This window comes from Sphingobium sp. TomMM7A, from assembly GCF_055397305.1.
The window spans coordinates 1,297,909-1,324,887 of sequence record NZ_AP027311.1 but is presented as its reverse complement, the minus strand read 5'-3'; the positions used below and the strand labels follow the sequence as shown (position 1 = coordinate 1,324,887).

The window sequence follows — 26,979 nt, the reverse complement described above, 5'->3', positions numbered from 1 at the left end:
GGGCCAGGCCGTCAGCTTCACGCCTAGGGTCGAAGCGCGAACTGGATGGAGACGGTTGCGCCGAGCATCAACTCGCCCGGTGCCACTGGACTTGGCGGCGGCGGCGGCGCGGGCGGCGCTCCTGCCATGCGGCCGGTGACAATGATCGGCTGGGGATAATAGCCTCCGCCCTCGCTGATCGACAGGATGCGGGAAATGCGCAACCCCGCCGCCCGCGCGTAAAGCTCGGCGCGAGACCGGGCCTCGCGCACCGCCGCCGTCCGCGCTTCGTCGAGCGCGGCCTTGGGCTCGTCCAGCGTGAAGGACGGGCCGTCTACCTGATTGGCGCCAGCCTGGACCAGAGTGTCGATGATCCGCCCCATTTCACCCAGCTTGCGGACGCGCACCTGCACATTGTTGCGCGCTTCATAGCCGATGATCCGGGGCGCCTGTGGCTGCGTCGGCGCGACATAGGGCTCACGCGTAATCCTTGCCCGAATCTGGGCCTCCTGTTCCGGATTGGAATATTGCGGCTGTAGGGAAAGCGCCGATGTCTGGATGTCGCGATCCGCAATGCCGACACGTTTCAGGGCTTTGACCACCTGGTCCATCCGCATTGCGTTGACACTGAGCGCGTCGCCGCCCGTCTTGCCCTGGGTAACAACGCCAGCTGAGAAGACGGCCACATCAGGCACTCGGCGGCTCTGTCCTTCTCCGCTCACCACCAGCAAGGTTTCCTCAGGGGCGAGCACCGGGTTTGCAGCAGGCAACTGCGCCTGCCCGGCGGATGTGGCGCTCGCTGCGATCGCCAGAAAGACGCACCATTTCATCAGCCTCTCTCCTTGTTGTGTCAGCGTAACGTTGCCACGCTGCTCTGGTTTCATCGCAGCAGGAACGATCTTACTGGCGCCTTTGGATGATCGGCATACATTGCCTGGCCGACCTGCTGCCGTGCGCCGACGGTGTCGCAATCAGCCTCGGCAACTTCGTCGGCTCCCCGGCGTTCCATGACCAGGAGGCGCGATGAGAACAAAGTACGACGGTTCCGGGAGTTGGTTCACCTTGTTTGCCCGGCTGGGTTTTGCGGCGCGCGGCCTCGTTTATCTTCTGATTGGCGTATTCGCCATCGACGTCGCATTCGATGGGGGGCAGCCAAGTGACAATCAGGGCGTCCTGGGCACGCTCGCCGATGCGCCGTTTGGCCGCTTGCTCCTCGCTCTTTGCGCTCTTGGCTTTGCTGGCTATGCCTTCTGGCGTCTGACCGAGGCCATTCTCGATCCCGAAATGCGATCGCGCGATTTCAAGGGGAAGTTCGAAAGACTTGGCTATGCCTTGAGCGGCACTGTCCACGCTGGTCTTGCGGTGACAGCAGCACGCCTGGCGTTGCGAAAAGCCCCCGCATCCTTGGGCAGCCCGGGCGACGAAGCCGCTCAAAGCTGGTCCGGCTGGCTGTTGGAGCAGCCCGCAGGTCCGCTGCTGGTGGCCTTCGTGGCACTTTCCCTCCTTGCCGTCGCGGTGGCTCAGGGCGTCAAGGCGTATCAGGCGAATTTCGACGAACTGGACGGCGATGTGCCCGCCCCCCGTCAGGTTCGTTGGATCGGACAAGCAGGTTATGCCGCGCGGGCGCTGGTCTTCGCCATGATCGCATGGTTCCTGATTAACGTACTGCTCAACCGCGATCCACAAGAGGCAGGCGGTCTTGGCGCGGCGCTCCGGGAACTGCGTGAGCAGGATCATGGGCCATCACTCTTGCTGATAGTTGCGACCGGCCTGGCGCTGTTCGGCATCTTCAGCTTCGTGGAGGCGAGATATCGCCGTCTCAAGGTCGTTACGCCGAATTTGTAAGGATTGTTCACGCCTCCCGATCTGCCTCTGGGATCCGACATTGGGTTGAGGGGTTATGGCCTGGATGGAAAATGAGAGAGACGACATGCGTCGCACAATTATCTTCGCCTGCGCCGCGAGCCTCAGCCTAGCTTTGGCAGCCTGTGGCGGCAAAGGAGACGACAAGTTGGGCGAACAGGCGCAGGAGGCGATGGAAAACAGGGCGGACAGGATGGACGCCATGGCCGACAATATGAGCGGAACGGCCGAGGACATGATGCAGGCCAAGGCTGACGCCACGCGGGAACAAGGCGAAGCCAAGGAAGAAGCGATCGACGAGTCCGACATCAATGCGGACGCGCTCTCCGCTGACCAGCGCGACAAGATTGTGAACGGAAATTGAGCTGAACTACCGGGCAGCTTCTCGATCGCGTCTGCCAAGCGCTGATCGTCGGCGGTCGAGCAGGAAAACCCGACCGTCCGCAGCTGGGTGCCAGAAATTAGCTGCTGAGCGGCTACAAAGCGGCGTGCTCTGCCGAGATTTGCCGCTCATGCCGCTGCCTTCAGGTCGGAAACATTCGCACGTTGCTCATAGAAGCGTACGGCCTCATAAGGCCGTATGACAATCCCATTACAGACCGCGCCTTCCCTATCGAGAATACAGGGAAATTGGTTAGCCGCCAGGGAACGCCGATTGCTGAATTGGCTGTGCAGCCAGATGCCGCAGTGGGTCACGCCTGATCGGCTGACTTTGCTGGGTATGGTTGGTGCCTTCATGATCTTCGTGGGTTATGTCGCCAGTGGTCTGGCAGCTTCTTGGCTGCTACTCGCCATCGTCGGCTATGTAGTCCAATGGTTCGGGGATTCGATGGATGGCAGCATTGCGCGCTATCGCCATATTGAGCGTCCCTCCTACGGTTACTTCGTCGACCATAGCTGCGATGGGTTGGCAACACTGCTGATCCTTGCAGGCATTGGCCTTAGTCCCTTCGTAACCATGAACGTCGCGCTGGTGGCCCTGGCCGGTTATCTGTTGCTGTCGATCCATGCCTATCTTTCCGCCCGTGTTCTGGGGGAGTTCAAGCTGTCCTATCTCGCCGCTGGACCCACAGAATTGCGACTGATGCTGATCGCACTGACGGTGATGATGATGGTGCTCGGGTCAGGTCCCGGTATCTTTGGAGCGCTGTCCGGCTTTGATGTTTTTGTGGGAGCAGCTGGCCTGATCCTGATCCTGCTGTTCATCATTCAGACGATCACCACCGGACGGCGCCTCGCCCGGGCCGAGCGTGGTGGAAGATGATGCGCCATGCAGCATGAGTGTGGTGTTCGATGATCCAAATTCTAATTGATGCCGACGCCTGCCCGGTAAAGGATGAAATCTACAAGGTTGCCCTTCGCCATGCCGTGCCTGTCACGGTCGTGAGCAACAGTCCCTTGCGGATACCCCGTCATCCCCTGATCAGCCGCACAGTGGTCAGCGACGGGTTCGACGCGGCGGACGACTGGATCGCCGAGCGGGTGACGGCCGGAACGGTAGTCATCACGGCTGATATTCTGCTGGCTGACCGCTGCCTGAAAATGGGTGGGGCGGTAATTTCTCCCACCGGCAAGCCGTTTACGAACGCGTCCATCGGCAATGCCATAGCGGTTCGCGCGATCATGGCTGATTTGAGAGCTGGCAGCGATCATGTTGGTGGGCCCGCCGCTTTTAGCAAAGTTGACCGGTCGCGGTTCCTCTCCGCACTGGATGAAACGCTGGTTCGCTTGCTCGCTATACAGCGCCGTGCGGTGGCCCGCCCGCTCTAATGTCCGCGATATCGTAAAGGTTGCGTCGGGCGCTTGTGCCTGCGATAGGCCCCGCCCCACCGGTCGGGCCGGTGTTGCCCTTTCCCCAATTGCATTGGCGATAACATGATTTCGTCTCCTCGTTCGATTGGCATCGACTTTGGAACCACCAATTCGGTTGTCGCGCTAGGCTGCGCGGATGGCGAGGCGATGTTGGTGAATTATCCAGCCTCTGGTAATGCCGGTCCCATCTTCCGCTCCGCGCTTTGCTTCTGGGAGGATAGCGGCGTGCCGGGCGGCATCGCGCGGGAAGCTGGGCCATGGGCCATCTCCGAGTTTCTGGATTTTCCTCCGGGCAGCCGCTTTCTGCAATCCTTCAAATCCGTCGCTGCCAGCAAGGCGTTCGAACACGCAACCATCTTCGAAAAGCGATTGCGCTTCGAGGAACTCGGCCATATTTTTCTGGAGCGGCTGCGGGCACATGCGGCCGATGAGCTCAAACTGTTGCCACCGCGGGTCGTCGTTGGCCGCCCGGTCCGTTATGCAGGGCAACGGCCAGACGATATGCTGGCTCGCCAGCGCTACGACCTCATGTTCGCCGCTTTGGAGCGCGAAGTGCATTATGTCTACGAACCGCTGGGCGCTGCCTTCAGCTTCGCCGCGCGGCTGACCAAACCCGCCACCTTGCTGGTCGCCGACTTCGGAGGCGGCACGAGCGACTTTTCCGTGGTGCGGATCGAGGCGCCGGGTGCGGCGAAACGCTGTATACCGCTTGGCTCCGCGGGCATTGGTATAGCGGGTGATCGCTTCGACTATCGTATCATGGACAAGCTGGTGCTGCCCATGCTGGGCAAAGGCGGTACCTATGCATCGATGGGCAAGTCGCTGGAGATCCCTGCGGGCCATTTCGCCGATTTTGGCGACTGGGCTCGCCTTGCGCTGATGCATAATCGCCGCACACTGGCCGAATTGCAGAAGCTGAAGCGGGCCGCGGCCGATCCCGCAGCGATAGGCCGTATGATCGCTGTCGTGGAAAATGAGCTGGGTTACCCACTGTATGACGCGGTCGCCCGATTGAAGCGCACGCTCTCCAGCGAAGAGCATGCGCATTTTCATTTCGATCGTGCTGGCGTGCGTGTGGAGGCAGATGTCAGCCGTGCGGATTTTGCACAGTGGATCGCACCGGACCTCGACCGCATCGGCGCGACAGTAGACGCGGCGCTTGCCGAAGCGGGGATCGGGCCCCAGGCGATAGATCAGGTCTTTCTTACCGGAGGCTCCTCTCTGATCCCTGCCGTCCGGCGCCTTTTTGAAGAGCGTTTCGCGGCCGACCGCATCGCGGGTGGCGATGAACTGACGTCGATCGCTCATGGCTTGGCGCTGATCGGTCAGGAAACAAACATTGCCGAATGGGCCGCGGTCAGCGCGCATTAAAACGTGGCATGGGTGCGTGTATGGCCGATCAGGATCATGGATGCAGCCGTCGCTGATGAAAAACGTCAACTCAGCAGTGGTCCTGGCAAGGCAGAAGGTCCGCTGACTGCTCAGTTTCCTTATCAGACCGTCATTGGCTGAGCCTACAGGATCAAAAAAAGCAGACCGACCGCCCCGAAGGTCGGGAAGTTAGTGGCTGAATGACCGCAAAGGGTCGGTCTCGCGTTGACGCGTTTTGCCTGTGGCCATCGTGGCCACAGGAGAAGTGTCATTGGATTATCAGAATTTGATCCCGCCGCTCGCGAGCGAGTGTCATGAAACGCGGGACGAAAAGTTGGCGCCAAGCGAGCCCTCAAGCCCCGCCAGATTTGGGCAGTCCGTTTCTTCCTTGATCGACACCGACGACTTCGAGACCGAGCGCTTTTCGATCTGGCTATCGATAGCAAGCTGCGCGGCTGCGACCTGGTGAAAATCCGGATCAGTGACATTGTTTGTGATCGCAAAATCCGGACCAGGACCACCGTTGTTCAGCAAAAGACCGGCCGCCCAGTTCAGTTTGAACTGATGGACGATGTTCGCGCCAGTCTGCTCAAGTGGCTCGAACTTCGCTGCGGTTCTCTCGATGACTTTGCCTTTCCAAGGCGCGCGGATCACGCAAATCACATATCGCCGACGTTATCGCCAAGATTGCGGGCGAATGGCCTGCTGCCCGCTGGGATGAATTCATGTCGTGGAACTGGCGTCCAGATCAGCAACCCATCGCCGAAGCCGCCTGATCCGCGGCCTCCAGCCCACGCTTACCCAATATGTCGGCTTCGAAATAGACGATGACATGCCAGCCCAAGGGTTGGATGCTGCGGGCGACTTCCAGGAACTTGTCCTTGGGCGCGTTATCGACCAAGTGCTCGCGACCACTTAGGAGAAAATCTATCCGTTCGGATGGCTGGGCATATTGGCCGATGTGCCGCCATCCGAGCATGAGCTGATCTACGCCAATCATGAACATGGCTTTGCGCTGACGTCGATGCGGTCGGAGAGGCGCAGCCGCTATAATCGAGGCGCAAGGGGCCTTCACGCGCCCCTTGTCTCACTTTCGACTGCTCTGGCACAGCATCAAAGCGGCTCGCCCCCATCAATGCTCCCGGTGAACCTGTAGCCGCATGACCTTGTGGACCATGTCGCGAATGGTAAGGCTTGCATCGATCGAGGTGTACACGCGCATTGGTCGGCTGTTCGGCCTATCGATGTAGGTCCCGTCTGAAGACAGGCGAGGGGTTGGCTGGAGAATGTACCGGCTCGACGATGGATCGGGCTGGATGGGCGGCAACAGCGCTGTGAGCGTCACCAGCGCACTGTCGCCGAGCCCAATAACTTCTGACGAGGGCATGCTGGAAAATGCAGGGATCGCCGCGAGTTTAGAGTCCATTTCGTCCACTTGCAGCTTCAGAAAGCGGCCAAGCGGCCCTGAGGCGGCGAGATCCTGCATTTCCGCCGAACTGAACAGCAGCTGCCGATAGGCGTCGCGAGGGACTTGCCAGATTTCAATGTCGGATTCGTTGAAGATCAGTTGCGCTGCCAGGGAATCGATCGAGAAATTGAATTCGGGCTCGTCCGGGCCAGGAGGCGGGTAGGCGATACCGCTATGTTCGCGTCCGCCGATCCAGACAAGCTTCAGCCGGCGGCCGATGCGTGGCTCTGCAAGCCAAGCGAGGGCGAGTTCGGTCAGCCCCGCGCCCGCGGCGTATACGAGGGGTTCATTTGTGTCCTCGCGCATGGCTTCCCGAACGATCGCGGCGGTGGCGGGACTGGACTTCCAGGCGTCACGCGAGGCGATCGAACTTTCCGATCCGGTCAGCAGATGTGGCGTCCTGGGCGCTTTCAGGACAGCGAGTAGCTGTTTTGCTTTCGCCAGGCCGTCCGCTGCAGACGACGCGCCGCCGAAGGCCGGGGGCAGGTGGGAGCTGACGATGATCGGGATATTCACGGAGGGGGAAAGAAGATGATGGGCGAGCTGAAACAAGCCATCGGAATCTCCGGCAAAGTCATTGTCGATGATGACTCGCGCCAGGGAAGGCCGGTGCGATGGAGCAGCCCGCAGCGAACAGGGGAGCGCCGCCAATACGGCGGCGACCGACCCTAGAAATCCCCTACGGTCCACGCGATGAGCAGGGGCTTTCACTGGGTCCACAGCGTCACCGGGCCGATCAGGCCGCTGGGACGTAGGGGCGCGTTCGGTTTATAGGTGGGAGCGGCGGTGAAGGTTATGGGTTTGGCGCCGGGTTGCTTGTCACCGATGAGGCGGTTGACCCAGAGATTGGCGACTTTCACCTCCAGCTGGTTGCTGCCGGATTTGACGAAGCGGCCGATGTCGAGGCGATAGGGTGCGAACCAGCTGGTCCCGGCAAGCTGGCCGTTGACGCGGACTTCGGCGAGGTCGCCTACCTTCCCAAGATCGAGCCAGAGTGGCTGGCCGCGTTTTGCGGATTTGGGCAGAGTGAAGCGGCTTGTGTAGGCGGCGATGCCGGAGAAGTAGCGGACGCCTTCTTGCCTCGCTTCGTTGAGTGGTGTGAGTTGGGGCATCGACAGGGTGGCGGGCGCACCCCGGCCGGGCTGGAAGCTGATCTGCCATGGCTGGTCGAGGGTTGCGATCTGGCGCGGGTTGGGCGCGGCGATTGTTGCGGCGGGGGCGCTGGCGGGCTTGCGGAAGAGGATGAAGAAGGCATCCTCTGCGCCGACGTCCAGCGGGATGACGGTTTCCTGGCCTTCGGTGCGGTAGGAGACAGGTGCTGCCGTGCCGTCGATCGCGCGCCAGATTTCGGCCTGGCGGCCGGTCACGCGGAAGCGGGCTTCGATCCTTTCCGCGCCGTTCTGGCGGTTGTTGACGAAATAGAGTTCGCCGTCCGGCAGTGTGCGGTGGACGAAGCGATACTCGCTGTCGGGCGCGCCGCCGGTGACGCGGAAGTCAGAGGCGATGCCAATGCGGGCGAGGGCGGCGTCCGGGTCTTGAGCGGGGATGATGCGCGGCTTGGCGGTGGTGGTGCCTTTCCACAGGCGGTCGACCAGTGCGGCAAATTCGGCGGGATCATCCTTCATCGCGGGATCGCGCTGGGGCGCTTCGCCGATGATGGGGACGCCTGCGTCGGCGAGCGCGGCGATGCGGCGTAGGGTGGGCAGGGTCATGACGCGGCTCGATCCGCCGAGATAAAGGGCGCGGTAGCGGGCGCCGCCGGGGGCGACCAGCTGGCCATCCTCGACCTTCAGGACTTTGGCGAGGATGTCGGCGTTGACGAAGTCATAGCCATAGCCCTTGGGCAATCCCGCCGGTTCTGCGGTCGCGAACAGGGCGGTGATCGGCGCGTCCTCTCCATGGAACCAGGCGATGTCGGCATGGTCGCGGCCCTGCTGAAGCAGGTAGCTGGTGCGGGCGATGTAATCGACCCAGGGGCGCGCCATTTCCGCCCAGCTTTCATGCCGGTTGAAATATTGGCCGAAGATCATGAGGCTGAGGCCCGGCACCTTGTCATCGACCGGCTGATGGACGGAGGTGTGGACGATCGGCCGGTTGATGCCGGACGCGAATTCCAGATCAACGATACGCTTCAGGTCCGAAGGCGCGAAGGCCCACGGAGATGAGGCTGAGGTCATGGATTCGGCGGCGACGATGTTCTGGCCGTAGATATGGGCGACCGATGCCGCGCCCTTCATGTCGCCGAGCAAGGTCGGACGGGGCTTTGCATCGCGGTTCCAGGTCCAGAGCGCGGCCATCGGCACATCGGCATGGCTGCGCATGGCGAGGTCGTCGCCCAAGACCGGGCGCACGTCCTCAAGCGCTTCGCCATAGAGGATGAGGCCATTTTCATGCGCGACCTTGGCGATGGTGCCATAATGGGCGTCGGCGAGAAGATCGGCCAGCGTCTGGCGATAGTCGTGGAGGAAGGCGTCGCTACGCGCGGGCGAGCCGACGATCGCGCCGGTGAGGACGGGCAGATAGGGCAGGGGATCATAGCCGCGCCGGGCGGTGAATTCCTCGACCATGCGCGGCGTCCAGTTGGAGGGGCCAACCTCTATGCTGTCGGTCAGGAGCGCGCGGATGCCCTTAGCGCCGATCCATTCGGGGCCGACTGCGTCGCGATACATGGAGAGATAGGTTTCCATGTAGCGGCGCACGGCGGCGGGATCATATTTGTCGACTTCAAGGCCGGTCGCTTCGGCGGTGGCGGGATGGTTGGTCTTGCCGAGCAGCGAATAGCCGAGGCGGAGGATGCGCCAGTTGCTGCCCGAAGGCGGGGTCCAGTCGAGCGTGCCGTCGGGGCGTAGATGGCTGCTGATGTCGATGACCTTCGATGGGTCTACGGCGCCAGCGGTGGAGGATGATCCGGCGGGGAGGGCGGCGTAGTCGCGCAGGATGGTGAAGCCCGCCTTGGCCTCGAAGCGGTCGAGGCGTGGTTCGGCGGATAGCTGGAGCGCGCCGATGGCCAGCTTTGGTTTGGACGGCTCAGCGAAGAAGTCGATGGTGACGGCTCCCGGTACGCCGTCGCCAAGGCCGGGCGCGCGGGGCGCGTCGTTGCGCCGCAGGACGATGCGGAAGCGGCTGGCGGTGACGGCGGGGAAGGCTATCGTGGTAGCGGCTTCGGAGAGAGGGAAATCGCCGACCTGGCGCCAGTCGCTGCCTTGCTGCGCCTCCAGCACCGGACGGTAGGCGGGGTCGCGGAAGGGGGGCTTGGCATTGGGGACGAAGAGGCTGGCGGAGCGGACCGTGACGGGCTTGCCATAATCGAGGATCAGCGTGCCGGGCTGATCGGGGGTGCCGGTGGTGATTTGGGCGGTGGTATTGAGATCGGCATCGTCGAGCGCGGCGGGATCGATGGCGGTGCCGTCGCCTTGACGCATTTGCGGGCGGGGCAGGCTGGCGGGCTTTACCGGATAAGCGAGCAGGCGGACGTCGCGATAGAGTGGGGCGAGCGTTTTCGAGCCACCCATGCCTTCGAAGGCGGGAGGGAGGGACGCGCTCTGGAAGGGGCCGACCGTGGCGGGTGGTTGGGGCAGTGTGCCCGTCACGCGGCGGCCGCCCCGCACGGTGGTTTCCGCCCAGACGAGCTTTTTCATCGCGTCTTCGGGCTTGACCCAGGGACCGCCCGTCTCGCTCCAGCCGGGGGAGGAGGCGATGGCGAATTCCAAGCCCTTGGCATCAGCGGTGCGGACGGCGTGGGCGAAGGCGTCTTTCCAGTCCGGCGTCATGTAAACAAGCCGCTTGGGCACGATCTGCGGCGTTTCCAGGCTGGCGTCGAAATTCTGGACGCCGCCAATGCCCATGCGGGCCATCCAGTCGAGATCCTTGTCGATCCCTTCCTTTGTGATGTTGCCGTTCATCCAGTGCCACCAGACGCGCGGCCGGGCGCTTTGCGGTGGGTTATGGAAGCCGTCCGCGAGATCATCCGCCAGCAGCGGACTGGCGAAGGCGGTGCAGGCGAGCAGCAGCGCAAGGCGAAGGGCGCGGGTCTTCATGCCGGTATCCTTTGGATCAACGGGCGGTAGCGGGGGCGGCGGCCAGCCAGCCGTGCATCCGCAGCCAGTCGGCGAATTGCGGTAGAACGCCGGTCGAGGTGGTGCCGGGGCGGCCAGCGCCGAAACCGTGGTCGCCGCGTTCATAGGCGTGCAGTTCGACGGGACGGCGGGCATTGCGCCAGGCGTCGGCGATGGCGAAGCCCTGCTTCTTGAACAGCCCGTCGTCCATGGCGATGGCGGCGAACATCGGTGGGGCGTCGGTAGGGACCGTGACGGCGGTCATGGGGCCGTAGATATAGCCGATGAAGGCGGGGCGGGCGTCGCCCTGGCCCTCCAGCGCGGCGCTGAGCGCGGTCATGGCTCCGGCGGAAAAGCCGATCATACCGACGCGGGCGGGATCGACGCGGAACTCCTTGGCGCGGCTGCGGATCATCGCGAGGGCGGTCAGCGCGTCCTGCGTCGCGCGGGGTTCCTTGATCTGGTCCACCGCGCCGGGCTTGGTTGCCTGCGCCATGCGCTGGCCCATGAATGTGCCGTAGGCCTTCGCGTCGCGGGGGGATTCGTTCAGGCGGTATTTGAGGACGAACGCGGCGATGCCCTGGGCAGCGAGCCAGCGGGCGATTTCCTCGCCTTCGCTGACCATGGAAAGTTGAAGGAAAGCGCCGCCGGGCGCGACCACGACGCCTGCGCCAGTGGCCTTTGCAGGGTTGGGGAGATAGGGCGTTATCGTCGGGCGCGTGACATTGCGGACAATGTCATTTTCCATGTGCAGCTGACCATAACGGACGCTGTAATGCTCCCATTGTTCGTTGTCGGCATCCTTGGCGGAGGGATAGAGCGGGATTTCGGCGAGCTTTGGCTTGGCGATCGGCGTGAGCTGCATTTGCGCGGCTGCGGGGGCGGCGATCGCCAAGGTGAGCGTGGTCAGGACGAGGGTGGTCAGGGCTGGGCGCTTCATCGAACGGGTCTCCTCTCTATCTGTTCTGTGCATCAAATCGTATTGGAGCGTGCGATTGCACCGTAGACGCTCGCGCTGGGTTTGGGAATGCGGGCAAAGGTGGTGGGATCGAAGCTGTGGAGGCCGAATTTCGGGCGATAGCCGAAGATCCATTCGAAGTTGTCGATGAGCGACCAATGGCTGTAGCCGATGACGGGCACGCCCGACGCGATGGTCTTTTGCAGCTCCGCGAGGGCGGCGGGGATGAAGCGGGCGCGGATGCTGTCGTCATCGGTGCCCACGCCATGTTCGGTGACGAAGATGGGGACGCCGGTCGCTTCATGGGCGTAGCGGACGGCCCCGGCGAGGGAGGGGGCATAGACTTCCGCACCGGAATAGTTGAGTTGCGAGCCCTTGGGCGGGGGAAGCTTGCCCTTGTCGCTCCACATATTGCGTTCGTAATTCTGGACGCCGAGGAAGTCGTCGGCCCGCGCGGTTTCCAGCCATGCGCCGTAGAGCTCCCGCCGCTTGGCATCGCGGAGGCTGTTGCGGCCGATGGCCTGGTCATCGAACATGGAGAGGGAGAGGCCGACGGGTAGGTCGCCGCGCACGGCCTTGATCGCAGCCTTTGCAACCTTGTGTGCGGGGACGAGGTTTGCCTGCATGGCGTCGAGATCGTCCATGTTGGCGGCGTTGAGCGCGGTGAATTTGGGCGTGCCCATGCGGCGGGCTGCTTCGGCGAGCATCGCCTTTTGCGCCTCCATGACTTGAGGCGGCAGGACCACGGCGCGCAGGACGAGGAGGATGTTCGGTTCGTTGAAGGTGATGGCGTGGCTGATGCCGCCTGCCAGATGCCGGGCGGCGCGGTCGCAGAAGCGGGCGAAGAGCTGGATGCCTTCGCTGTTGGTCCAGCCGGCCATGGCGCTGAACCAGCGCGGCGCGGTGAAATGGTTGAAGGTGACGACCGGGTTCAGGCCGCGTTCCCGTGCGCCTTCGATCATGCGCTTGTAATGATCGAGCATGGCGATGGAGAAGAGGCCGGGTTCGGGCTCTATCCGCGCCCATTCGAGGGAGAAGCGATAGCTGTTGAGGCCCATGCCCTTGGCGAGGTCCATGTCTTGGGGCCACAGGGCGAAGCTGTTGGCGGCGTCGCCCGAGGGCGTGGAATAGATGGTGGGCTTGATATTTTCGAGCAACCACTGGTCGCTGGCGACATTATTGCCCTCCACCTGATGCCCGGCGGTGGAGGCGCCCCAGAGGAAGCCCTGCGGGAAACGGCGGCCGCTCAGCCGGTCTGCGGCTGCGAGCGCGGGACTGGCGGCGAGAGCCGCGCCGGTGGCGATTAGGGTCCGGCGGTCGATCATGTCTCTCTCCCTTTTTCGGGTTAGTTTGTTGTGTCTTTGATGAAGGCGCAGATTTCGTCGGCGAGGCGGCGGTCGCTGGTGCCGAGGTGCATGGGCAGGCTGTAATGATTGTGGCCGCTGACGATCATCGCTCGCGGCATGGCGCCGTGGCGGTTGAGCCGGTCCTGCATCAGCCCGAGAAATTCCTGTTGGAAGCGGGCGGGGTCATGCTGGGCGCAGGCGATGAAGAGCGGGAGGGTGGTCGAGGCCACGGCTTCGAGCGGCATGCGGTCGGGGTAGAATGCTGGGTCGCCATAATAGAGCGTGTCGCGTTCATCGAGCGGGGTGTAGCCATAGAGGCCGGAGAGCAGGATGGCGGCGCGGATATCGGCTGTGCCGTGGCGCTGGAAATATCCCGCGACATGGACCGCGCCTGCCGAGGTGCCCATGAGGACGATGCGGCTGGGGTCGCCGCCATGCTGGGCGGCGTTGCTCTTCGTCCAGGCGATGATGGAGGCAACGTCTTCGGGACCGGCGGGCCACGGGTGGTCGGGCGCGAGGCGGTAGTTGGGGACGATGCCCATGAAACCCGCCTGCGCCGCCATGCGGCCGACATTGGCGTTGGGCCAACTTTGATCGCCACCCTTGTCGCCCTTCAGAAAGCCGCCGCCGTGGAGGAAGATGAGGATGGGAGCGGAGGATGTGGATTGCGGGCGGTAGAGGTCGAGGCGGTGGCGCTCGTGGGGGCCATAGGGGATGTCCGTCGCGGTGGCGGGGATGCGAGCGGCGAGGGTGCTCTGTTCCGCATCGAATAACGCGGTGCAGCGGGCTAGAATGTCAGGGCCGAGGGCTTGGCCCATGGCGGCGGTATCGTGCCTCATCCGTTTCGTCCTTAGCTGGCAACAGAGGCGGGCGATCTCATTTGGACCGCCCGCCAGCTTTTGATCAGAAACGCGCTTCGAACGACACGCCGAAGGTGCGCTCGGCTTCACGAGTGCGCCAGTTCACGTAGCCGCCGTCCGAGAAGGGGAGGCCAAGGATTGCCGAGTTGAAATCGACGTCGAACAGGTTGCGCACGAAACCGCCCACGCGCCATGCGCCGTCCGCATCGCCTATGCCAAGGTTGAGGTTCACCACTTCATAGGCGGGCTGAATTGTATTCTTGTCACCCACCGCATTTTGCGTCTTGGACCGGAAGGACAGGTTGCCGGATGCGTCGAAGGTCAAGCGGTCGGTGACCGGATATTCCCAGTTCGCGCCCAGCACGACACTATATTTGGGTGAGCCGGGCAGGACTTCCCCGCTGGCGTCAAACAACTGACCCGGCGTTGCCGAGGCGTTGCAGACCGTCGCTGCGGTGCCCGAAACGACGAACACGGTCGGGCAGGCCGTCACATAATCGGTGAACTTCGCGTCCGAATAGGTGAGGGACGCGTTGACCGAGAAGGTCTTGGAAGGACGGGCGACCAGCTCGACTTCAAACCCCTTCACTTCCGCGCCACCGGCATTTTCGGTGAGGAATTCCTGACCATCGAAGACTGACGTCTGAAGATCCTTATATTTGTCCCAGAAGGCGTTGAGGTTGACGGTCAGTGTGCGGTCGAGGAACTGCATCTTCGCGCCCGCCGTGATGTCGTCCACCGTCTGGGGCGCGACTGTGCTGCGGGTTCCGGTGAGGCCGGAGAAGGTCACCGTCGGCCCCAGATAACCGCGTGCGTAGGTGGCGTAGAAGAGGAGGTCGCGGTTGGGCTTATATTCCAGGCCCGCGCGGCCCGAAATGTCGGTCTTCTTTGCCCGGCCGGTCTGCGGCGCGCGAATGTCGTAAGGCGCTGTGCCCGACGGTGTGAAATTATTGGCGGGCGAAGGCGGAACGAACGGCTCTAGTTCCGGATCGGCATAGGAGTAGTTCAGCGCCTTCACCTTGTCCCGCGTGAGGCGCGCACCGCCGATCAGGCTGAGCGTGTCAGTGATATGATATTTGCCGTCGAAGAACAACGCGGCGCTGTCCGATGTGGTGCGCGTGACGTTATAGCCTGCGGTGATCGAGACGGTCGGGAAGGTCGAATAGGGCAGCGCCGGACGCAAGATCGCGCTCTGGCCGCCGCCAAGGCCGGTCTTTTGCCGGGAGAAGAACAGGCCCGCAATATATTCGAGCGGTTGGCCCTGCGGTGAAGTCAGGCGCAGTTCCTGCGAAAAGAAGCGCTTGGTTTCGCCCTTCGACTTGGCGAAGAACTTCTCATAAGGCAGGCCATCGATCGCATAGGTGAAGGGCGCTTCATTGAATTCGCGCCAAGCCGATACAGAGGTCAGGGTATGATCACCCAGTTCAAGGTCCACCTGAAGCGAGGCACCGTAATTTTCGACGTCGTAGAAGCCCGCGCCGTCTTCGATGGACTCTTCATTGTGCAGGCCGGGCGTGACGCCCAGCGCCGCGAGATTGACGAAGGGCACGCCAGCGATGCCGCCCGGAGCGGTCTGAGCGGCTGAGAGCTTGTTGAGGGTCCAGGTCTGGCCGGGTCCCTTCTGCTTCTGGCGCGAATAGTCGCCGATCAGGGTGACCGAGAGACCATCGGTGGGCTCGACCAGCAGCTTGGCGCGTGTGCCATAATAATGCTGGCCGCCCCATGTTTCATCGCGGACGACATTTTTGATGAAGCCGTCATAGGCGCGGTCGAAGGCGTAGATGTTGAACGCGGCTTTGCTGCCGATCGGAATGTTGACCGCGCCATGAATGTCGCGCTCGTCGAACGAGCCATAGGAGGCGAAAACATTGCCGCTGAATTCGCCGAGTTCGGGCTTTTTGGTCGTGATGTTGATGACGCCCGAAGAGGCGTTCTTGCCAAACTGGGTGCCCTGCGGTCCCTTCAGCACTTCGATCCGTTCCAGATCGCCAAGGCTGTTGACCGGGCTACCGAAGCCGATGACGACATTATCGACCACCAGGCCGACCGGGGCTTCGGACGCGCTGGTGAAGCCGCCGAGCGTGCCGACGCCGCGAACGCGGAAGCCAGCGTCGTTGGGGGTGGTGCCGAACTGCACGCCCGAAAAGGTGTAGGCGATGTTGGTGAGGTCCTTGAAGCCGGTCGCGGCAAGCTGGTCACCGCTAAGAGCCGACACGGCGAGTGGGACGTCCTGCAGGCGTTCGGCGCGCCGGGTGGCGGTGACGATGATGTCCGTCGAGGCGACGGGCTCGGCCGCTTGCGGCGCGGTTGTTTCCTGCGCCCATGCAGGCGTCGCGATGGCGAGCAGGCTGGCGCTGCCCAAGGCTATGTGCGTGGTGAACTTTCTCATGACGTTGATCTTCTCCCCTTGTTGATTACTGTTCGTCGATGATGCGGTTGGTGAGCGTGCCGATGACGCCGATGCTGATTTCGACCTTGTCGCCGGCCTTCATGTAGAGCGGCGGGGTGCGTTTATCGCCGACGCCGCCGGGGGTGCCGGTGGCGATGACGTCGCCGGGGGCAAGGGGCGTGAAGGCGGAGATATATTCGATGACGGTGGCGATATCCCAGATCATGTCGCTGATCGGCTGATCCTGGACGAGTTCGCCGTTGAGGCGGGTCTGGACGCGCTGGGCGGCAAGGTCGCCCGCCTCGTCCGGCGTCACCAGCGCGGGGCCGAAGCCGCCGGTGCCGGGGAAGGTCTTGCCGGGCGTGAACTGGATATTGTGCCGCTGCCAGTCGCGGGCGGAGCCGTCATTGAAGCAGGCGTAACCGGCGACATGGGCCATGGCGTCGGCGCGGGCGACCTTGTGCGCGGGCTTGCCGATGATGACGGCCAGTTCGCCTTCATAGTCGTAGCGGCTGGTGACGGATGGCTTCACCATGGGCTGGCCATCAGCGACGAGGCTGTCGGCATAGCGGACGAAGATCGCGGGGTGCTCCTTTTGCTCGCGGCCGGTTTCCTTGACATGTTCGGCATAGTTAAGGCCGACGCAAAGGATCTTGGCCGGGTCGGGGATGACCGGGAGCAGGACGATGTCGTTGCGGTTGTAGCTGGCGCCCTCGGTTAGCGAGGCGAGGTTGCCCGCGGCGAGTGCGGCTTTCAGGCTGGGGGCGCCGGTCAGTTCGACGATGGCGTCGCCGTCCAGGCGGCCGAAGCTGGGGGTGCCGTCGGGGCGGCGGAAACTCACGTAGCGCATCAGACTTGTTCCTCGTTCAGGGGCTGCGGAGCCCAGTCGCGGCGGTGGCGGAATTTCTCCTCGGCGGCGCGGAGGCCGGTGAGATCCTTGTCGGACATGCCCCACTGATCGATGCGGCCTTCGGGCCAGGTCCAGTCTTCGGGGGCTCCGGCTTTGTAGTCGTCGGGGACCTTCTCGACGGCGGTGGAAAATTCGATGACGGGACCAAAGGGGGCGATGAAATAGGCGAAGACATTCGCGCCAGGGCCGTGGCGGCCGGGACCCCAGGCGGGGACCATGCCATGGTCACGCAGGCGGCCGATACCGCGCATCACCGCGTCCATGTCGGCCATCTCGAACGCGATATGGTTGAGCGACGAGAATCCCGCGCGGGCGAAGGCTGTGCTGTGGTGGGACTCGTTGCAGCGGACGAAGACCATGCCCTTCGTCCGGTCGGAGACGCGGAAGCGTAGTGCTTCCTCGATCAAGTGGCCGGTGGCTTCGGCGTCGGTGGCGTTGAACACCACATGAGTGAGCTTGACGGGGAGATCCTTGCCTTCGATCGGCGCGACTTCGCTCGTATCGGTGAGGAAGCGGAGCAGCTCGCCCTCGGCCAGTTCGACGATGATGCCGTGGCCATTGCCGGGATCGTTCGAAGTGACAGGGCTGGCGGGGAGGTTCGCCTTCGTGACACTGGCCTTCAGTTCTTCGAGCCGTTCGGGCGAGCAGGTGAAGGTGGTGGAGCGGACATGGGGTTCCGCCGACTCTTCAAGCGCGACGAGATAGGGGAAGCTGCCCGATCCGCGCAGATAATGGGTGCCGCCTCGCACTTCGGCGGGGGCCATGCCCCAGATGTCGGTGAGGAAGGCGGCGGCCTCTGCGGCGTGGGGCAGCGCCAGTTCGATGCTGCGCAGTTTCATTTTGCGTCTCCGTGAGTGAGGCCAGCGGCGGCGATGCCAGCGATGGCGCAGGCTTCGTCCATGTCGCCGGTGTCGCCGCTGGTCCCGACGGCGCCGATCATCCGCCCTTCCAAGTCACGGATGATGACGCCGCCGGGTGACAAAGCGAGTTGGCCGCCAGTGACGGCCACCACGCTCTGAAAGAAGGTGGGGTTGGAAGCGGCGCGGGTCGCAATGATTCGTGTGTCCGCCCCCAACCCCAATGCGCCTGAGGCTTTTGCCCTGGCTATGTCGAAACGGAACAGGCTCGCGCCATCCTCTCGCGCGAAGGCGATGGGGTGCGCGCCTGCGTCGAGGATGATGATGGCGAGCGGCCGCGCCTGCTGCGCGCGGGCGTGGGCGAGCGCGGCGTCGAGGATAGTGCGGGCTTGGGCGAGGGTGAGGGTCATGGCCGGAGCTTTGCTTCGAGTAGGGTGATAAGGTCGGCGGGTGTGCCGGTGCCAAAGACATAATGGTCTGGGCGAACGAGGACGGCTTGCGCCTTGTGAACGGTGAGCCAGTCGGCGATGGCGCCATTGGCAGGGACGAGGGCGATTTCGGCGGGGGCGTCGATGGGCGCGGTGGTGAAGAGGCGCCAGCCGCTGCCGGTAATGTCGTCGAGAAGCTGGCCGTCCACGCTCGGCTGGATGAAGCGTTCGCCTGCGCCGGGGGTGCCGGTGGCGACGACGCCTTGTGCGATGGCGGGGATGAGGTCGGCGGCGGTGCCGTGCTTCGCGCCCGTGGCGGCTTCGCGCATCTGGGCGTCGCGGGCGGCGGCCTGATCCGGGTCGAGCATGCAGATGTAACGGCCTGCGGCGACGGCGGCGGAGATGACGGCGCGGACATGGGGGTCGCGCTCGGTCTGGTAGCTGTCGAGCAGGGTTTCAGGGGCGCGATCCGCCAGCACCAATTCGAGCTTCCAGGCGACATTCGCTATGTCGCGCAGGCCGTGGCACATGCCTTGGCCGAAAAAGGGCGGTGTCTGGTGCGCGGCGTCCCCGGCGAGGAGGACGCGGCCCTGACGCCATTGCTCCGCGATCAGCCCGTGGAAGCGGTAGGTGGCGGCGCGGACGATCTTGTTCGGGACGCCGGTGAGGTAGGGGGCGACGAGGGCGGCGACATTGCCCGGCTGCATCATGACGGCGTCATCCTCGCCGGGGAGGAGCATGAACTCCCAGCGGCGGTGATTGCCACGGCCCGGCACAATGGTCGCGGGGCGTTTGGGGTCGCACATCATGACAGAGAGCTTTTGCAGGTCGGCGGCTTCCGGTACGCCCCAGAGGTCGGGGAAGCGGACCGGGCCGTCGACTTCGGCATCGACGACGAGCCAGGGTTCCTCGAAATCCAGATCGTCGAGGGCTATGCCGAGCGCCTTGCGGACGGGGCTGCGTGAACCGTCGCAGGCGATGACATAGCGGGCGCTTTCGGTGCGGTTGCCGGACAGGTGGAGGGTGACGGCTTGAGCGTCCTGCTCCAGCCCTTCGAACGCCGTCCCGAGCAGGAGGGTGACATTGGGATAGGCGGCGAGGGCTTCGCGCAGATGCTCTTCCAGTTCGGGCTGGTAGAAGAAATAGTCGTTGGACCAGCTGAAGGGGCGGGGGCGGCCGACCGTGCCCATGTAGCGGATGACGCCATGATCCGCGCCGACATGAAGATGGCCCTCCGTTTCGCGCATATCACCCGCTACGCGATCAATGACGCCTGCGGACTGGAACAGGCGCATCATCTCATGGTCGAGATGGACGGCGCGGGGCAGGGGATAGGGGTGCGCCTCCTGCTCCACGACAAGGACGGACAGGCCGGCCTTGCCGAGGAGATTGGCTGCAAAGGCGCCTACCGGGCCGCAACCGATGATCGCTACGTCGAACATCTTACGGGGTCAGTTCTTTCAGGCGGAAACGGGCTGGACGGACTTGTGGAGACGGCCACCCTGCATGATCATCAGCAGGCGGGCCGGGTCCTGAAGGATGGCGACATCCTGCGTGGGGTCGCCATCGACCAGAAGAAGGTCGGCGAGATAGCCTTGCTTGATGAGGCCGGTCTGCTCGCCCATCAGTTGGCCGCCGAGCATGGTCGCTGCGCTCAGGGCCTCGGCGGGAGTGAAGCCGAAATAATCGACGAAATGCTGCAGGTCGCGGGCGTTGCGGCCATGGGGATTGAAGGGAAAGCCATAGTCGCCGCCGATCAGGATGCGGACGCCACGGCGTTTGAGTTCGGGGACGAGGTCCGCTTCGAGTTGCATGCGCTGCGTGGCGCTGGCCTTCATCGCGCTCATGTCGATATGGGGTGGGGGCGTTGCTTCCAGCGCTGCGACTGAGACGCCGGGGCCGGGGGCGTAGAAAATCTCGTCCTTGTGCGCGGCGAGCGCATCGATCGCGGCTTCGTCGGCGAAGGAGCAATGGTAGAGGATGCGCGCGCCTGCTTCGAGCGCAAGGTCGATCGCGCGCGGGGTGTAGGCGTGGGTGGCGATCCAGAGGCCGTTTGCCTTGGCCGCTTCGCCAGCCGCCCGCATTTCCTCGTCGGTGTAGAGGATGTCCTGCGCCGAGCCGGGCTTCAGCGCATCTTCGCCGGAAATGACGAGCTTTACCGATTTGACGCCCGTGTCGCGGCAATGGTCCATGAAGGCGCGCATCGCTTCAGGGCCGCGGCCGTTGAAGACGTCGCCCGTCTCCACGCCTTCTTCGCCTTCGGGGCTGCGTTCCAGGGTCGAGGGGATCAGGCGCGGGCCGGGAGTCTCGCCTGCTGCGATGGCGCGGGCGAGTTCGGGCTCTATGCCTTCGCCCAGCGCGCCTGCGGAATAGACGCTGGTGAAGCCATGATCGAGGAGGACACGGGCGTTGCGCCACGCGGCGGTCTTGAGCTCTTCGGGCGGCAGGATGAACTGGTGGTAGATATGTTCGACCGAGCTGCCCCAGGTTAGGTGGCAATGCGCATCGATCAGGCCGGGCATGAGCATGTTGCCATGGCCATCGATGCGGATGTCGGCGGCGATGGACTGCAGGTCAGCGTCGGCGGGGAAGATGGCGGCGATGCGATCCTGATCGATCAGGACGGCGCCCGGTGCGCTGGCAGCGCCGCTGCCATTGAAAATGCGCACGTTGTGGATCAGCTGCCGCATCTTGTCCTCTCCCGGCATATTTTGTTTGCCGGGGCTTACATGCGCCTTATTCGTCCGTAGGAAAAATAATCATTTTTACTAATACCATAGTCAGGGCCTATGGATGAAATAGTCGAGCAGGCGTTGTCCCAGACCGGACAGGCGGGTGCCCTTCAACTTGCGGATGCCAATGCTGCGGGGGAAAGCAGCCTCACGAATGGCGATGGCGCGGAGTACGCCGATGGACAGTTCCGCGGCGGCGACCTGCATGGGCAGGATGGTGACACGGCTGCTGCTGCGCACGATAGCCTTCGTCGTCAGCAGGGAGTCGCAGCGGATGCTGCTGTTGGGCACCGGCGCGTCGGCGGCGAGGAACAGGGCATCGACCTGCCTGCGGAATGCGCCGCGTGCTTCGGGCAACACCCAGCGCAGATCGGCTAGGTCCTTCAACGACACTTCGCTCGGCAGATGTTCGTTGGCCCGCCCGACGATCAGGGAAAAGGGATCCTGGGAAAAGGTGAGTTCGTCCAGATCGTCTGGCGGCGTATCCATGCCGGTGGTGACGAAGGCGAGTTCGATGTCGCCCTGGCGGAGGAGCGTGGCGAGGTCGGGATCGGGCCGTTCGATGACATGAAGCGCGAAGCTGCCCGCATCATCTTCAAGGAAACGGACGGCGCCTGGCAGGAGGCTGACCAATGCTCCGGGCGTACCGCCGACGCGCAGCGGCCCGGCGATACCCTGCCGCGAGAGGCGTAACTCTTCTTCGGCGTCCTGGAGCAAACCTTCCATCGCCTGCGCTCGGCGAAGGAGCATGCGGCCTTCCGCCGTCAGCGCGATGCCTGCGCGCGACCGTTCCAGCAGGGTGGCGCCGATCGATTGTTCCAGCTGGGCGATGGTGATCGATACGGATGGTTGTGAAATGTTGAGCAGCCGGGCGCCTCCGCTGATCGAATTGGCCCGGCATACGGCCAGGAAGGTGCGAAGGGCGCGAGGATCAATCATGCTTAGCGTCTAGCCTCCAATACAGCAACGACTTGGATTAACTCGGCCTCCGAAAAGAGTACGGATCACGGATCGAGCGTATTCGATCCATCTAGATGAAGTGAAGGCAAATATTGGACGGCAGATATCACGCGGTACCTAAAAATCATACACCAGAGGCATCTGCGAACGCCTGGTGGCGTTTGGCGGGCTATTTGCTACCTACAATTTCGATGTAGCGCCGATCGAGCCCCCCGGACCGATGTTGTCGATTACCGACAACTGCGAGATCCGCGCTTTGGACGACTCCACTTGCGGCCGACGCTCGTCATTAAAATAAATCATTTCTTTCAATCCGCTGGTCCATCAAAGCCGACGCTTCGGTACGTATCAAACCATCATACGGCTTCTCGGGCAGCACCCCGTCTCTCTCTCTCTCTCTCTCTCTCTCTCTCTCTCTCTCTCGCAATATTCCCATCAGATCTTGGTGGGACGACCCGTGCATTCGCATCGCGGGCAGAAATTAAGTTAAGGGCCTGAAAGCCGATTTCGTCAGCGGTCACCCCGTGGCAAATCGGCGAGGTTCGGGCGGTTCCTCCTGTGAGGCTAATACCAAGGCGCATTGATCAGAACCCATGCGCCCACTGACGCAGGCCGATCGACATGATGCGCCATGGCTGGTCAGCAAGCTTGTTCCAGGCGTGGCAGCAGTGCTCGACGATGTCGTCGTAGGATTTATAGATGCGGTTCGACAGCCAGTTATCGCGCATGAACTGCCACGGGTTCTCGACGGGGTTCAGCTCGGGGCAGCGGGGTGGTAGCGGCAGCAGCGTGATGTTGGAGGGGATGATCAGATCATTCGAGCCGTGCCATCCGGCCTGGTCGAGCAGGATTACGGCGTGCGCGCCAGGCGCGACATGGAAGGCGATCTCTTCCAGGTGCAAGCCCATCGCCTCGCTGTTGCAGTGGGGCATGACAATGCCGGCCGCCTTTCCTTCAGCCGGGCAGATGGCGCCAAAGATCCAGGCCGAGGCCCGGCGTTCCGAGGCTCTTTGCCGCCTCGACGCGGCCGTGCCCGGCGATGATCCGATCCTCCTCGTCGATCAGTATCGGGTTGGTGAATCCGAACTTCCTGATACTCCTGGCGATCTGGCCGATCTGCTTCTTGGAGTGGGTACGCGCGTTGCGCGCTGCATGATAATCGTTCTCCTTTGGTGGAGAGCGTCAGAACCACGTCCTGACCTTTCGCGCCTACCAACGTTTGACACCGGCACGATTTTTTTTCAGATCATGCCGGGCGATATGAGCTTCCCTGCTGACTTGCCGCTTTTCCCTGCAATCGAAGGAGAGAATCCCTGCTGGCGAGACTAGGAAAATCTCTCTTCAGAACGGCAGATTTCCGCCATTTTCTTCGCATGAATGGCGACAATTTCCAGACGAAAATGCAGTTCACGGCAATATCAGGGAAATGCAGGGAAGAGACGGGTTCGCTCTGGAATGCGTCCTGCACCATTTTTAGCAGCCTGTGATGACGCGGAGCCGTCAGGCATAAGCCTCAAGCGATCGTCACCACCCGCGCCGAGCCTGTTCGGTCGAGCGGCTTTACCACGACCTTGTCTCCCATCCGGTCAAAGGCGATGTCGATCGATGCTTCGCCAATGCGTAGGCCATAGAGCCGCAGTTCGTCGAGGAATCGCGGCAGGGCTGGTTCGCGCAGGGAGATTTCAGGACCTGCGACATCGAAGCCGATCCCAAGGCTTGACTGGACCAATGACAAAGGCGCTGCGGCGGACCATGCCTGGGGGCTACAGGCCACGGGATAGAAGGTCGGCCCTTGCGCGCGGCGGCGGGGAAATCCGCAGAAGAGTTCCGGTAGCCGCATGAGATCCACATAGGTGGCGGCCGCGAAGAGTCCTTCGAATATCTGTGCCGCCTCGCGCTTATAGCCATAGCGGGAAAAGCCTGCCGCGATGAGGGCATTGTCATGCGGCCAGATCGAGCCATTATGATAGCTCATTGGATTGTAGCGCGCTTCCGTCGATGCGATGGTGCGGACGCCCCATCCGGAAAAGGAGGCTGGCGCCATCAGCGTGCGCACCACCGATTCCACGCGCGCTTCCCGCGCGAGGCCGGTAAACAGCACATGCCCGGCATTGGAAGAACGAACGCGGCAGGGCTTTTTTTCTCCATCCAGCGCCAGCACATAGGTGCCAAGTTGCGGGTCGAAGAAGGCCGCATCGAAATGGTCGCGCAAATGGTCGGCGCGTAGTCCGTAGTCCGCCCCCCGTTGAGCATCGCCGATCGCCCGATGGATGGCTTCGGCGGCTCTCCAGGCGCCGTAGACATAGGCCTGGACCTCCGCGAGCGCGATGGGGCCGCGCGCGATCGAGCCATCCTCGTGGAAGATCGAGTCATGGCTGTCCTTCCAGCCCTGATTTGTCAGGCCCTGATCGGTGAGCCGCCCATATTCCACAAAGCCGTCCCCATCGCGGTCGCCATACTGATCGACCCATTCGAGGGCTGCATCCAGATGCGGTAGCAGGCTGGTGATGAAGGGCTGGTCGCCTGTTCGTTCCAGATAAGCGCCAGCCAGCATGATGAACAACGGCGTTGAATCGATGCTGCCATAATAATGGCGAAACGGCACTTCGCCCAGTTCCGCCATTTCACCATGGCGGACTTCGTGCAGGATTTTCCCCGGCTCCGCGTCCGCTGCCGGGTCGAACGCAGTGGCCTGATGCTTCGCCAGATAGCCGAGCACGCCGCGGCTGATCGCGGGATCATACCAAAGCGTCTCCAGCGCGGTGATGATGGCGTCGCGGCCGAACACGGTGCTGAACCAGGGAATGCCTGCATAGGGATAGGGGCCAAATTCTGTGTCCGTGGACAGCATGGTGATATCCGCAACGGACCTACGCGTAACCTCATCGAACAGAGCATTTGATGAACGGACGGTCGCGCCGCGCGCCCTTGCCTGTTTCAACGACTTCATGGACTCGCGAAGGGTTTTGAGGAACTGGCGTGAGAAGGGTTCTTGCGTCAATTCGACCCGCTCGCATGCAATGCGCATGTACAAGGTGCGCCGTTCGCCGGGCGGGACCATGACCTCGAACATGGCATGGCTTTCGGTGAGCTCTTGAGGCGCCGGATCAAAGCAGAGGTGGGTTTCGCGGGTCTTGGCGTCGCGGCCTTCATAGACGAGGAGAACGTCGGCGCTTCCCACGACAGGGGGCTTCATGATCCCCTTACGCAAGCGCGTCATGCCGCGGATCTCGAACAGATCGGCAAAATCGGCAGCGAAGCTCATCTCCACCTTCACCGTTCGGGCTTCGGTGTCGAAGTTGCGGATCGTGATCCGCTCATGAACGGCGGAGTCCCACAGGAACCTTGTGCGGCGCAGGTGGATAAGGTCATGTTCCACCGCGACCCGGCCATCGTCGCCTGAAAAATCGGGATTTGTGAGGTCGCAGGTCAGCATTGCGTTGTCGTCACGCAATGCGGAACTCAGCAATATGGGCCGGAGTCCGTTGATCGTCATATAGAGGTGCGACAGGTGCCGGGTGTCGCGGTGGTAAAGCCCTTCGGGACTCCCCGGTCCGGCAATCGCATCGCCGCTATGGTCGAAGACCGCGAAGCTGTCGCCATGCTTCAGCGTTCGCGGACGCCGTTCGTGTAGAGAAGCGGTGGCCGGGATGAAGAACTGGGTCTGCTGCTGGGACAGGGACTTTGCCGGTTCCGTGGCCAAGGCTTCTGGCTGCAACTGGCTCGCCGTCATGCGACTCTCCTTATCCGACGACCTGAAGGTGAAGCTCCGCTTCATCGCCGCGCTCGCGACGAAGCCGGGCGGCATCGGTGCGCGCGCCAGGCAGGCCGTGATAAAGCGAGACATAGTCGGCCGCCATCCGGTCTGCCGTGAAACGTGCGTCAAAGGCGGCGCGTACCCCGCGACGGTCAAGTTCGCCGAGCCGGGAAACGGCTTCGACGGCCTGATCCTCTGTATCGACGATGAAGCCCGACACGCCATGGTCGATAATTTCGGGAACCGATCCGCAGCGGAAGGCGATGACCGGGGTCGCGCAGGCCATTGCCTCGATCATCACCAAACCAAATGGTTCGGGCCAGTCTATCGGGAACAGAAGGGCACTGGCGCCGCCGAGGAAGTCGGCCTTCTGCGCTTCATTGATTTCGCCAACGAAATGAATGTTGGGATGAAGGTTTATAAGCGGCGCAATCTCTGCCTCCCAATATGCCTTGTCCACATTGTCGATCTTGGCGGCGACCTTGAGCGGCCTCCCGGAACGGGCGGCTATGCGGATGGCGCGGTCGGGCCGCTTTTCCGGTGATATCCGGCCGAGGAAGGCGAGATAGCCGTCATCGCTGTCGACTTTCGGCGGTAGAAGGTTCGCGGGAAGACCGTGATAGACGGTGCCTGCCCAGTTCACGGGCGGCATAGGCAGCCGTTGGTGGTCGGAAATGGAAACCAGGCTGTGATCGCGGAAGGTCTGGTAGAAAGGGCGCAGGTCCGGAAGGTCCAGACGGCCGTGCAGCGTCGTGACGCATCGGCCGACGATGTCCTGCACCAGTGGCATGTGAACAAGATCGATGTGGAAATGTAGCGCATCGAACTCATGGGCGCGCTGGCGCACCGCTTCCAGCAGCATCATGTGATAGGGAATGGCGTCGCGAACATGGGGATTGAGGCGAAGCGCCATGTCCGTGACGGGCACCAGTTCCGCGCGAGTGACGGAATCGCCGCTGGCGAACAATGTCACGTCATGTCCTTGATCGACCAATGCTTCGGTCAGGTAGGAAACGATGCGCTCGGTTCCGCCGTACAGCTTTGGCGGCACGCTTTCGGCCAAGGGAGCGATTTGAGCGATTTTCATTCAGCAATCCTCATCATTGGCCATGAAGGCGCCAAAGGCGCGGGCGGCCGTTGACGAGGGTTAAAAGCCTGAGCGCCGGGCGAGTTGCATGCGCTGTTCAAACCATGATGGATTTTGGCGCGTAAAAATGCCTTGCCGCGCCGAAGC

The 26,979-nt window shown here is 62.9% G+C and carries 21 protein-coding genes and 4 pseudogenes; 8 read left to right on the top strand and 17 right to left on the bottom strand.

The features are described 5' to 3' along the window. Nucleotides 1-23 precede the first annotated feature (23 nt). Nucleotides 24-809 carry an SIMPL domain-containing protein gene (locus ACZ5ZH_RS06725; protein ID WP_464770969.1) on the bottom strand — a complete coding sequence of 262 codons (786 nt, stop codon included), beginning with the start codon at nucleotides 807-809 and terminating at the stop codon, nucleotides 24-26. Between the two features lie 193 nt (nucleotides 810-1,002). Here ACZ5ZH_RS06725 and ACZ5ZH_RS06720 point away from each other — a divergent pair, with 193 nt between their 5' ends. From ACZ5ZH_RS06720 to ACZ5ZH_RS06695, 6 genes and pseudogenes are all read left to right on the top strand, one after another. Continuing rightward, a complete protein-coding gene (locus tag ACZ5ZH_RS06720; protein ID WP_464770968.1) occupies nucleotides 1,003-1,824 on the top strand; it encodes a DUF1206 domain-containing protein in 822 nt (273 codons plus the stop codon). A gap of 85 nt (nucleotides 1,825-1,909) precedes the next feature. Further along, nucleotides 1,910-2,206 (top strand): hypothetical protein, encoded by a 297-nt coding sequence (locus ACZ5ZH_RS06715; protein WP_464770967.1) that lies wholly within the window; start codon nucleotides 1,910-1,912, stop codon nucleotides 2,204-2,206. Nucleotides 2,207-2,422: 216 nt separating this feature from the next. Next, nucleotides 2,423-3,106, top strand: coding sequence for a CDP-alcohol phosphatidyltransferase family protein (locus tag ACZ5ZH_RS06710; RefSeq protein WP_464770966.1), 684 nt, complete (start codon nucleotides 2,423-2,425; stop codon nucleotides 3,104-3,106). 29 nt (nucleotides 3,107-3,135) lie between these two features. Next, the gene (locus ACZ5ZH_RS06705; protein WP_464770965.1) at nucleotides 3,136-3,612 is read left to right on the top strand and encodes a YaiI/YqxD family protein; all 477 of its coding nucleotides are present in this window, start codon (nucleotides 3,136-3,138) and stop codon (nucleotides 3,610-3,612) included. Between the two features lie 105 nt (nucleotides 3,613-3,717). Further along, the gene (locus ACZ5ZH_RS06700; RefSeq protein WP_464770964.1) at nucleotides 3,718-5,025 is read left to right on the top strand and encodes an Hsp70 family protein; all 1,308 of its coding nucleotides are present in this window, start codon (nucleotides 3,718-3,720) and stop codon (nucleotides 5,023-5,025) included. Nucleotides 5,026-5,295: 270 nt separating this feature from the next. Further along, nucleotides 5,296-5,715 (top strand): annotated as a pseudogene (locus ACZ5ZH_RS06695) (site-specific integrase); the annotation flags it as partial. A 112-nt stretch (nucleotides 5,716-5,827) separates the two neighbouring features. On the opposite strand, the pseudogene ACZ5ZH_RS06690 reads toward ACZ5ZH_RS06695, so the two are convergent. Next, nucleotides 5,828-5,959: pseudogene (locus tag ACZ5ZH_RS06690) on the bottom strand (2-pyrone-4,6-dicarboxylate hydrolase); the annotation flags it as partial. Here ACZ5ZH_RS06690 and ACZ5ZH_RS06685 point away from each other — a divergent pair. After that, nucleotides 5,945-6,076, top strand: a pseudogene (locus ACZ5ZH_RS06685) (FAD-dependent monooxygenase); the annotation flags it as partial. The pseudogenes ACZ5ZH_RS06690 and ACZ5ZH_RS06685 sit on opposite strands and share 15 nt — an antisense overlap. An 81-nt stretch (nucleotides 6,077-6,157) precedes the next feature. On the opposite strand, the gene ACZ5ZH_RS06680 reads toward ACZ5ZH_RS06685, so the two are convergent. The 13 genes and pseudogenes from ACZ5ZH_RS06680 to ACZ5ZH_RS06620 all read right to left on the bottom strand — a co-directional run. Beyond that, complete coding sequence (locus tag ACZ5ZH_RS06680) at nucleotides 6,158-7,183, bottom strand: nucleoside hydrolase (protein ID WP_464775155.1); 1,026 nt, start codon at nucleotides 7,181-7,183, stop codon at nucleotides 6,158-6,160. Nucleotides 7,184-7,200: 17 nt separating this feature from the next. Next, nucleotides 7,201-10,530, bottom strand: a complete 3,330-nt coding sequence (locus ACZ5ZH_RS06675; RefSeq protein WP_464770961.1) for a glycosyl hydrolase — start codon at nucleotides 10,528-10,530, stop codon at nucleotides 7,201-7,203. A 16-nt stretch (nucleotides 10,531-10,546) separates the two neighbouring features. Next, a complete protein-coding gene (locus ACZ5ZH_RS06670) occupies nucleotides 10,547-11,488 on the bottom strand; it encodes an alpha/beta hydrolase (protein ID WP_464770960.1) in 942 nt (313 codons plus the stop codon). A 32-nt stretch (nucleotides 11,489-11,520) separates the two neighbouring features. Next, on the bottom strand, nucleotides 11,521-12,831 hold the full coding sequence (locus ACZ5ZH_RS06665) for a family 1 glycosylhydrolase (RefSeq protein WP_464770959.1): 1,311 nt from the start codon (nucleotides 12,829-12,831) through the stop codon (nucleotides 11,521-11,523). Between the two features lie 20 nt (nucleotides 12,832-12,851). Beyond that, on the bottom strand, nucleotides 12,852-13,691 hold the full coding sequence (locus tag ACZ5ZH_RS06660; protein WP_464770958.1) for an alpha/beta hydrolase: 840 nt from the start codon (nucleotides 13,689-13,691) through the stop codon (nucleotides 12,852-12,854). 64 nt (nucleotides 13,692-13,755) lie between these two features. Then, on the bottom strand, nucleotides 13,756-16,101 hold the full coding sequence (locus tag ACZ5ZH_RS06655) for a TonB-dependent receptor (RefSeq protein ID WP_464770957.1): 2,346 nt from the start codon (nucleotides 16,099-16,101) through the stop codon (nucleotides 13,756-13,758). 25 nt (nucleotides 16,102-16,126) lie between these two features. After that, complete coding sequence (locus tag ACZ5ZH_RS06650) at nucleotides 16,127-16,951, bottom strand: fumarylacetoacetate hydrolase family protein (RefSeq protein WP_464770956.1); 825 nt, start codon at nucleotides 16,949-16,951, stop codon at nucleotides 16,127-16,129. Beyond that, nucleotides 16,951-17,850, bottom strand: coding sequence for a VOC family protein (locus ACZ5ZH_RS06645; protein ID WP_464770955.1), 900 nt, complete (start codon nucleotides 17,848-17,850; stop codon nucleotides 16,951-16,953). The genes ACZ5ZH_RS06650 and ACZ5ZH_RS06645 overlap by 1 nt, the downstream gene beginning before the upstream one ends. Continuing rightward, nucleotides 17,847-18,278 carry a GlcG/HbpS family heme-binding protein gene (locus tag ACZ5ZH_RS06640; protein WP_464770954.1) on the bottom strand — a complete coding sequence of 144 codons (432 nt, stop codon included), beginning with the start codon at nucleotides 18,276-18,278 and terminating at the stop codon, nucleotides 17,847-17,849. Before ACZ5ZH_RS06640 ends, ACZ5ZH_RS06645 begins: the two co-directional genes overlap by 4 nt. After that, nucleotides 18,275-19,738 (bottom strand): bifunctional 3-(3-hydroxy-phenyl)propionate/3-hydroxycinnamic acid hydroxylase, encoded by a 1,464-nt coding sequence (locus ACZ5ZH_RS06635; protein WP_464770953.1) that lies wholly within the window; start codon nucleotides 19,736-19,738, stop codon nucleotides 18,275-18,277. The genes ACZ5ZH_RS06640 and ACZ5ZH_RS06635 overlap by 4 nt, the downstream gene beginning before the upstream one ends. A gap of 18 nt (nucleotides 19,739-19,756) precedes the next feature. Further along, nucleotides 19,757-20,986, bottom strand: coding sequence for an amidohydrolase family protein (locus ACZ5ZH_RS06630; RefSeq protein WP_464770952.1), 1,230 nt, complete (start codon nucleotides 20,984-20,986; stop codon nucleotides 19,757-19,759). A 90-nt stretch (nucleotides 20,987-21,076) separates the two neighbouring features. Continuing rightward, nucleotides 21,077-21,967: a LysR family transcriptional regulator gene (locus tag ACZ5ZH_RS06625; RefSeq protein ID WP_464770951.1), complete on the bottom strand. Its 891-nt coding sequence runs from the start codon at nucleotides 21,965-21,967 to the stop codon at nucleotides 21,077-21,079. A 605-nt stretch (nucleotides 21,968-22,572) separates the two neighbouring features. After that, nucleotides 22,573-22,989 (bottom strand): annotated as a pseudogene (locus ACZ5ZH_RS06620) (IS630 family transposase); the annotation flags it as partial. Here ACZ5ZH_RS06620 and ACZ5ZH_RS06615 point away from each other — a divergent pair. Next, entirely contained in the window at nucleotides 22,925-23,317 is a 393-nt protein-coding gene (locus ACZ5ZH_RS06615; protein WP_464775154.1) for a hypothetical protein, read from the top strand. The pseudogene ACZ5ZH_RS06620 and the gene ACZ5ZH_RS06615 sit on opposite strands and share 65 nt — an antisense overlap. 184 nt (nucleotides 23,318-23,501) lie before the next feature. On the opposite strand, the gene ACZ5ZH_RS06610 is transcribed toward ACZ5ZH_RS06615, so the two are convergent. Together ACZ5ZH_RS06610 and ACZ5ZH_RS06605 are read right to left on the bottom strand one after the other, a co-directional pair. Beyond that, entirely contained in the window at nucleotides 23,502-25,721 is a 2,220-nt protein-coding gene (locus ACZ5ZH_RS06610; RefSeq protein WP_464770950.1) for an amylo-alpha-1,6-glucosidase, read from the bottom strand. A gap of 10 nt (nucleotides 25,722-25,731) precedes the next feature. Further along, nucleotides 25,732-26,832: a glycosyltransferase family 4 protein gene (locus tag ACZ5ZH_RS06605; protein WP_464770949.1), complete on the bottom strand. Its 1,101-nt coding sequence runs from the start codon at nucleotides 26,830-26,832 to the stop codon at nucleotides 25,732-25,734. Nucleotides 26,833-26,979: the final 147 nt, after the last annotated feature.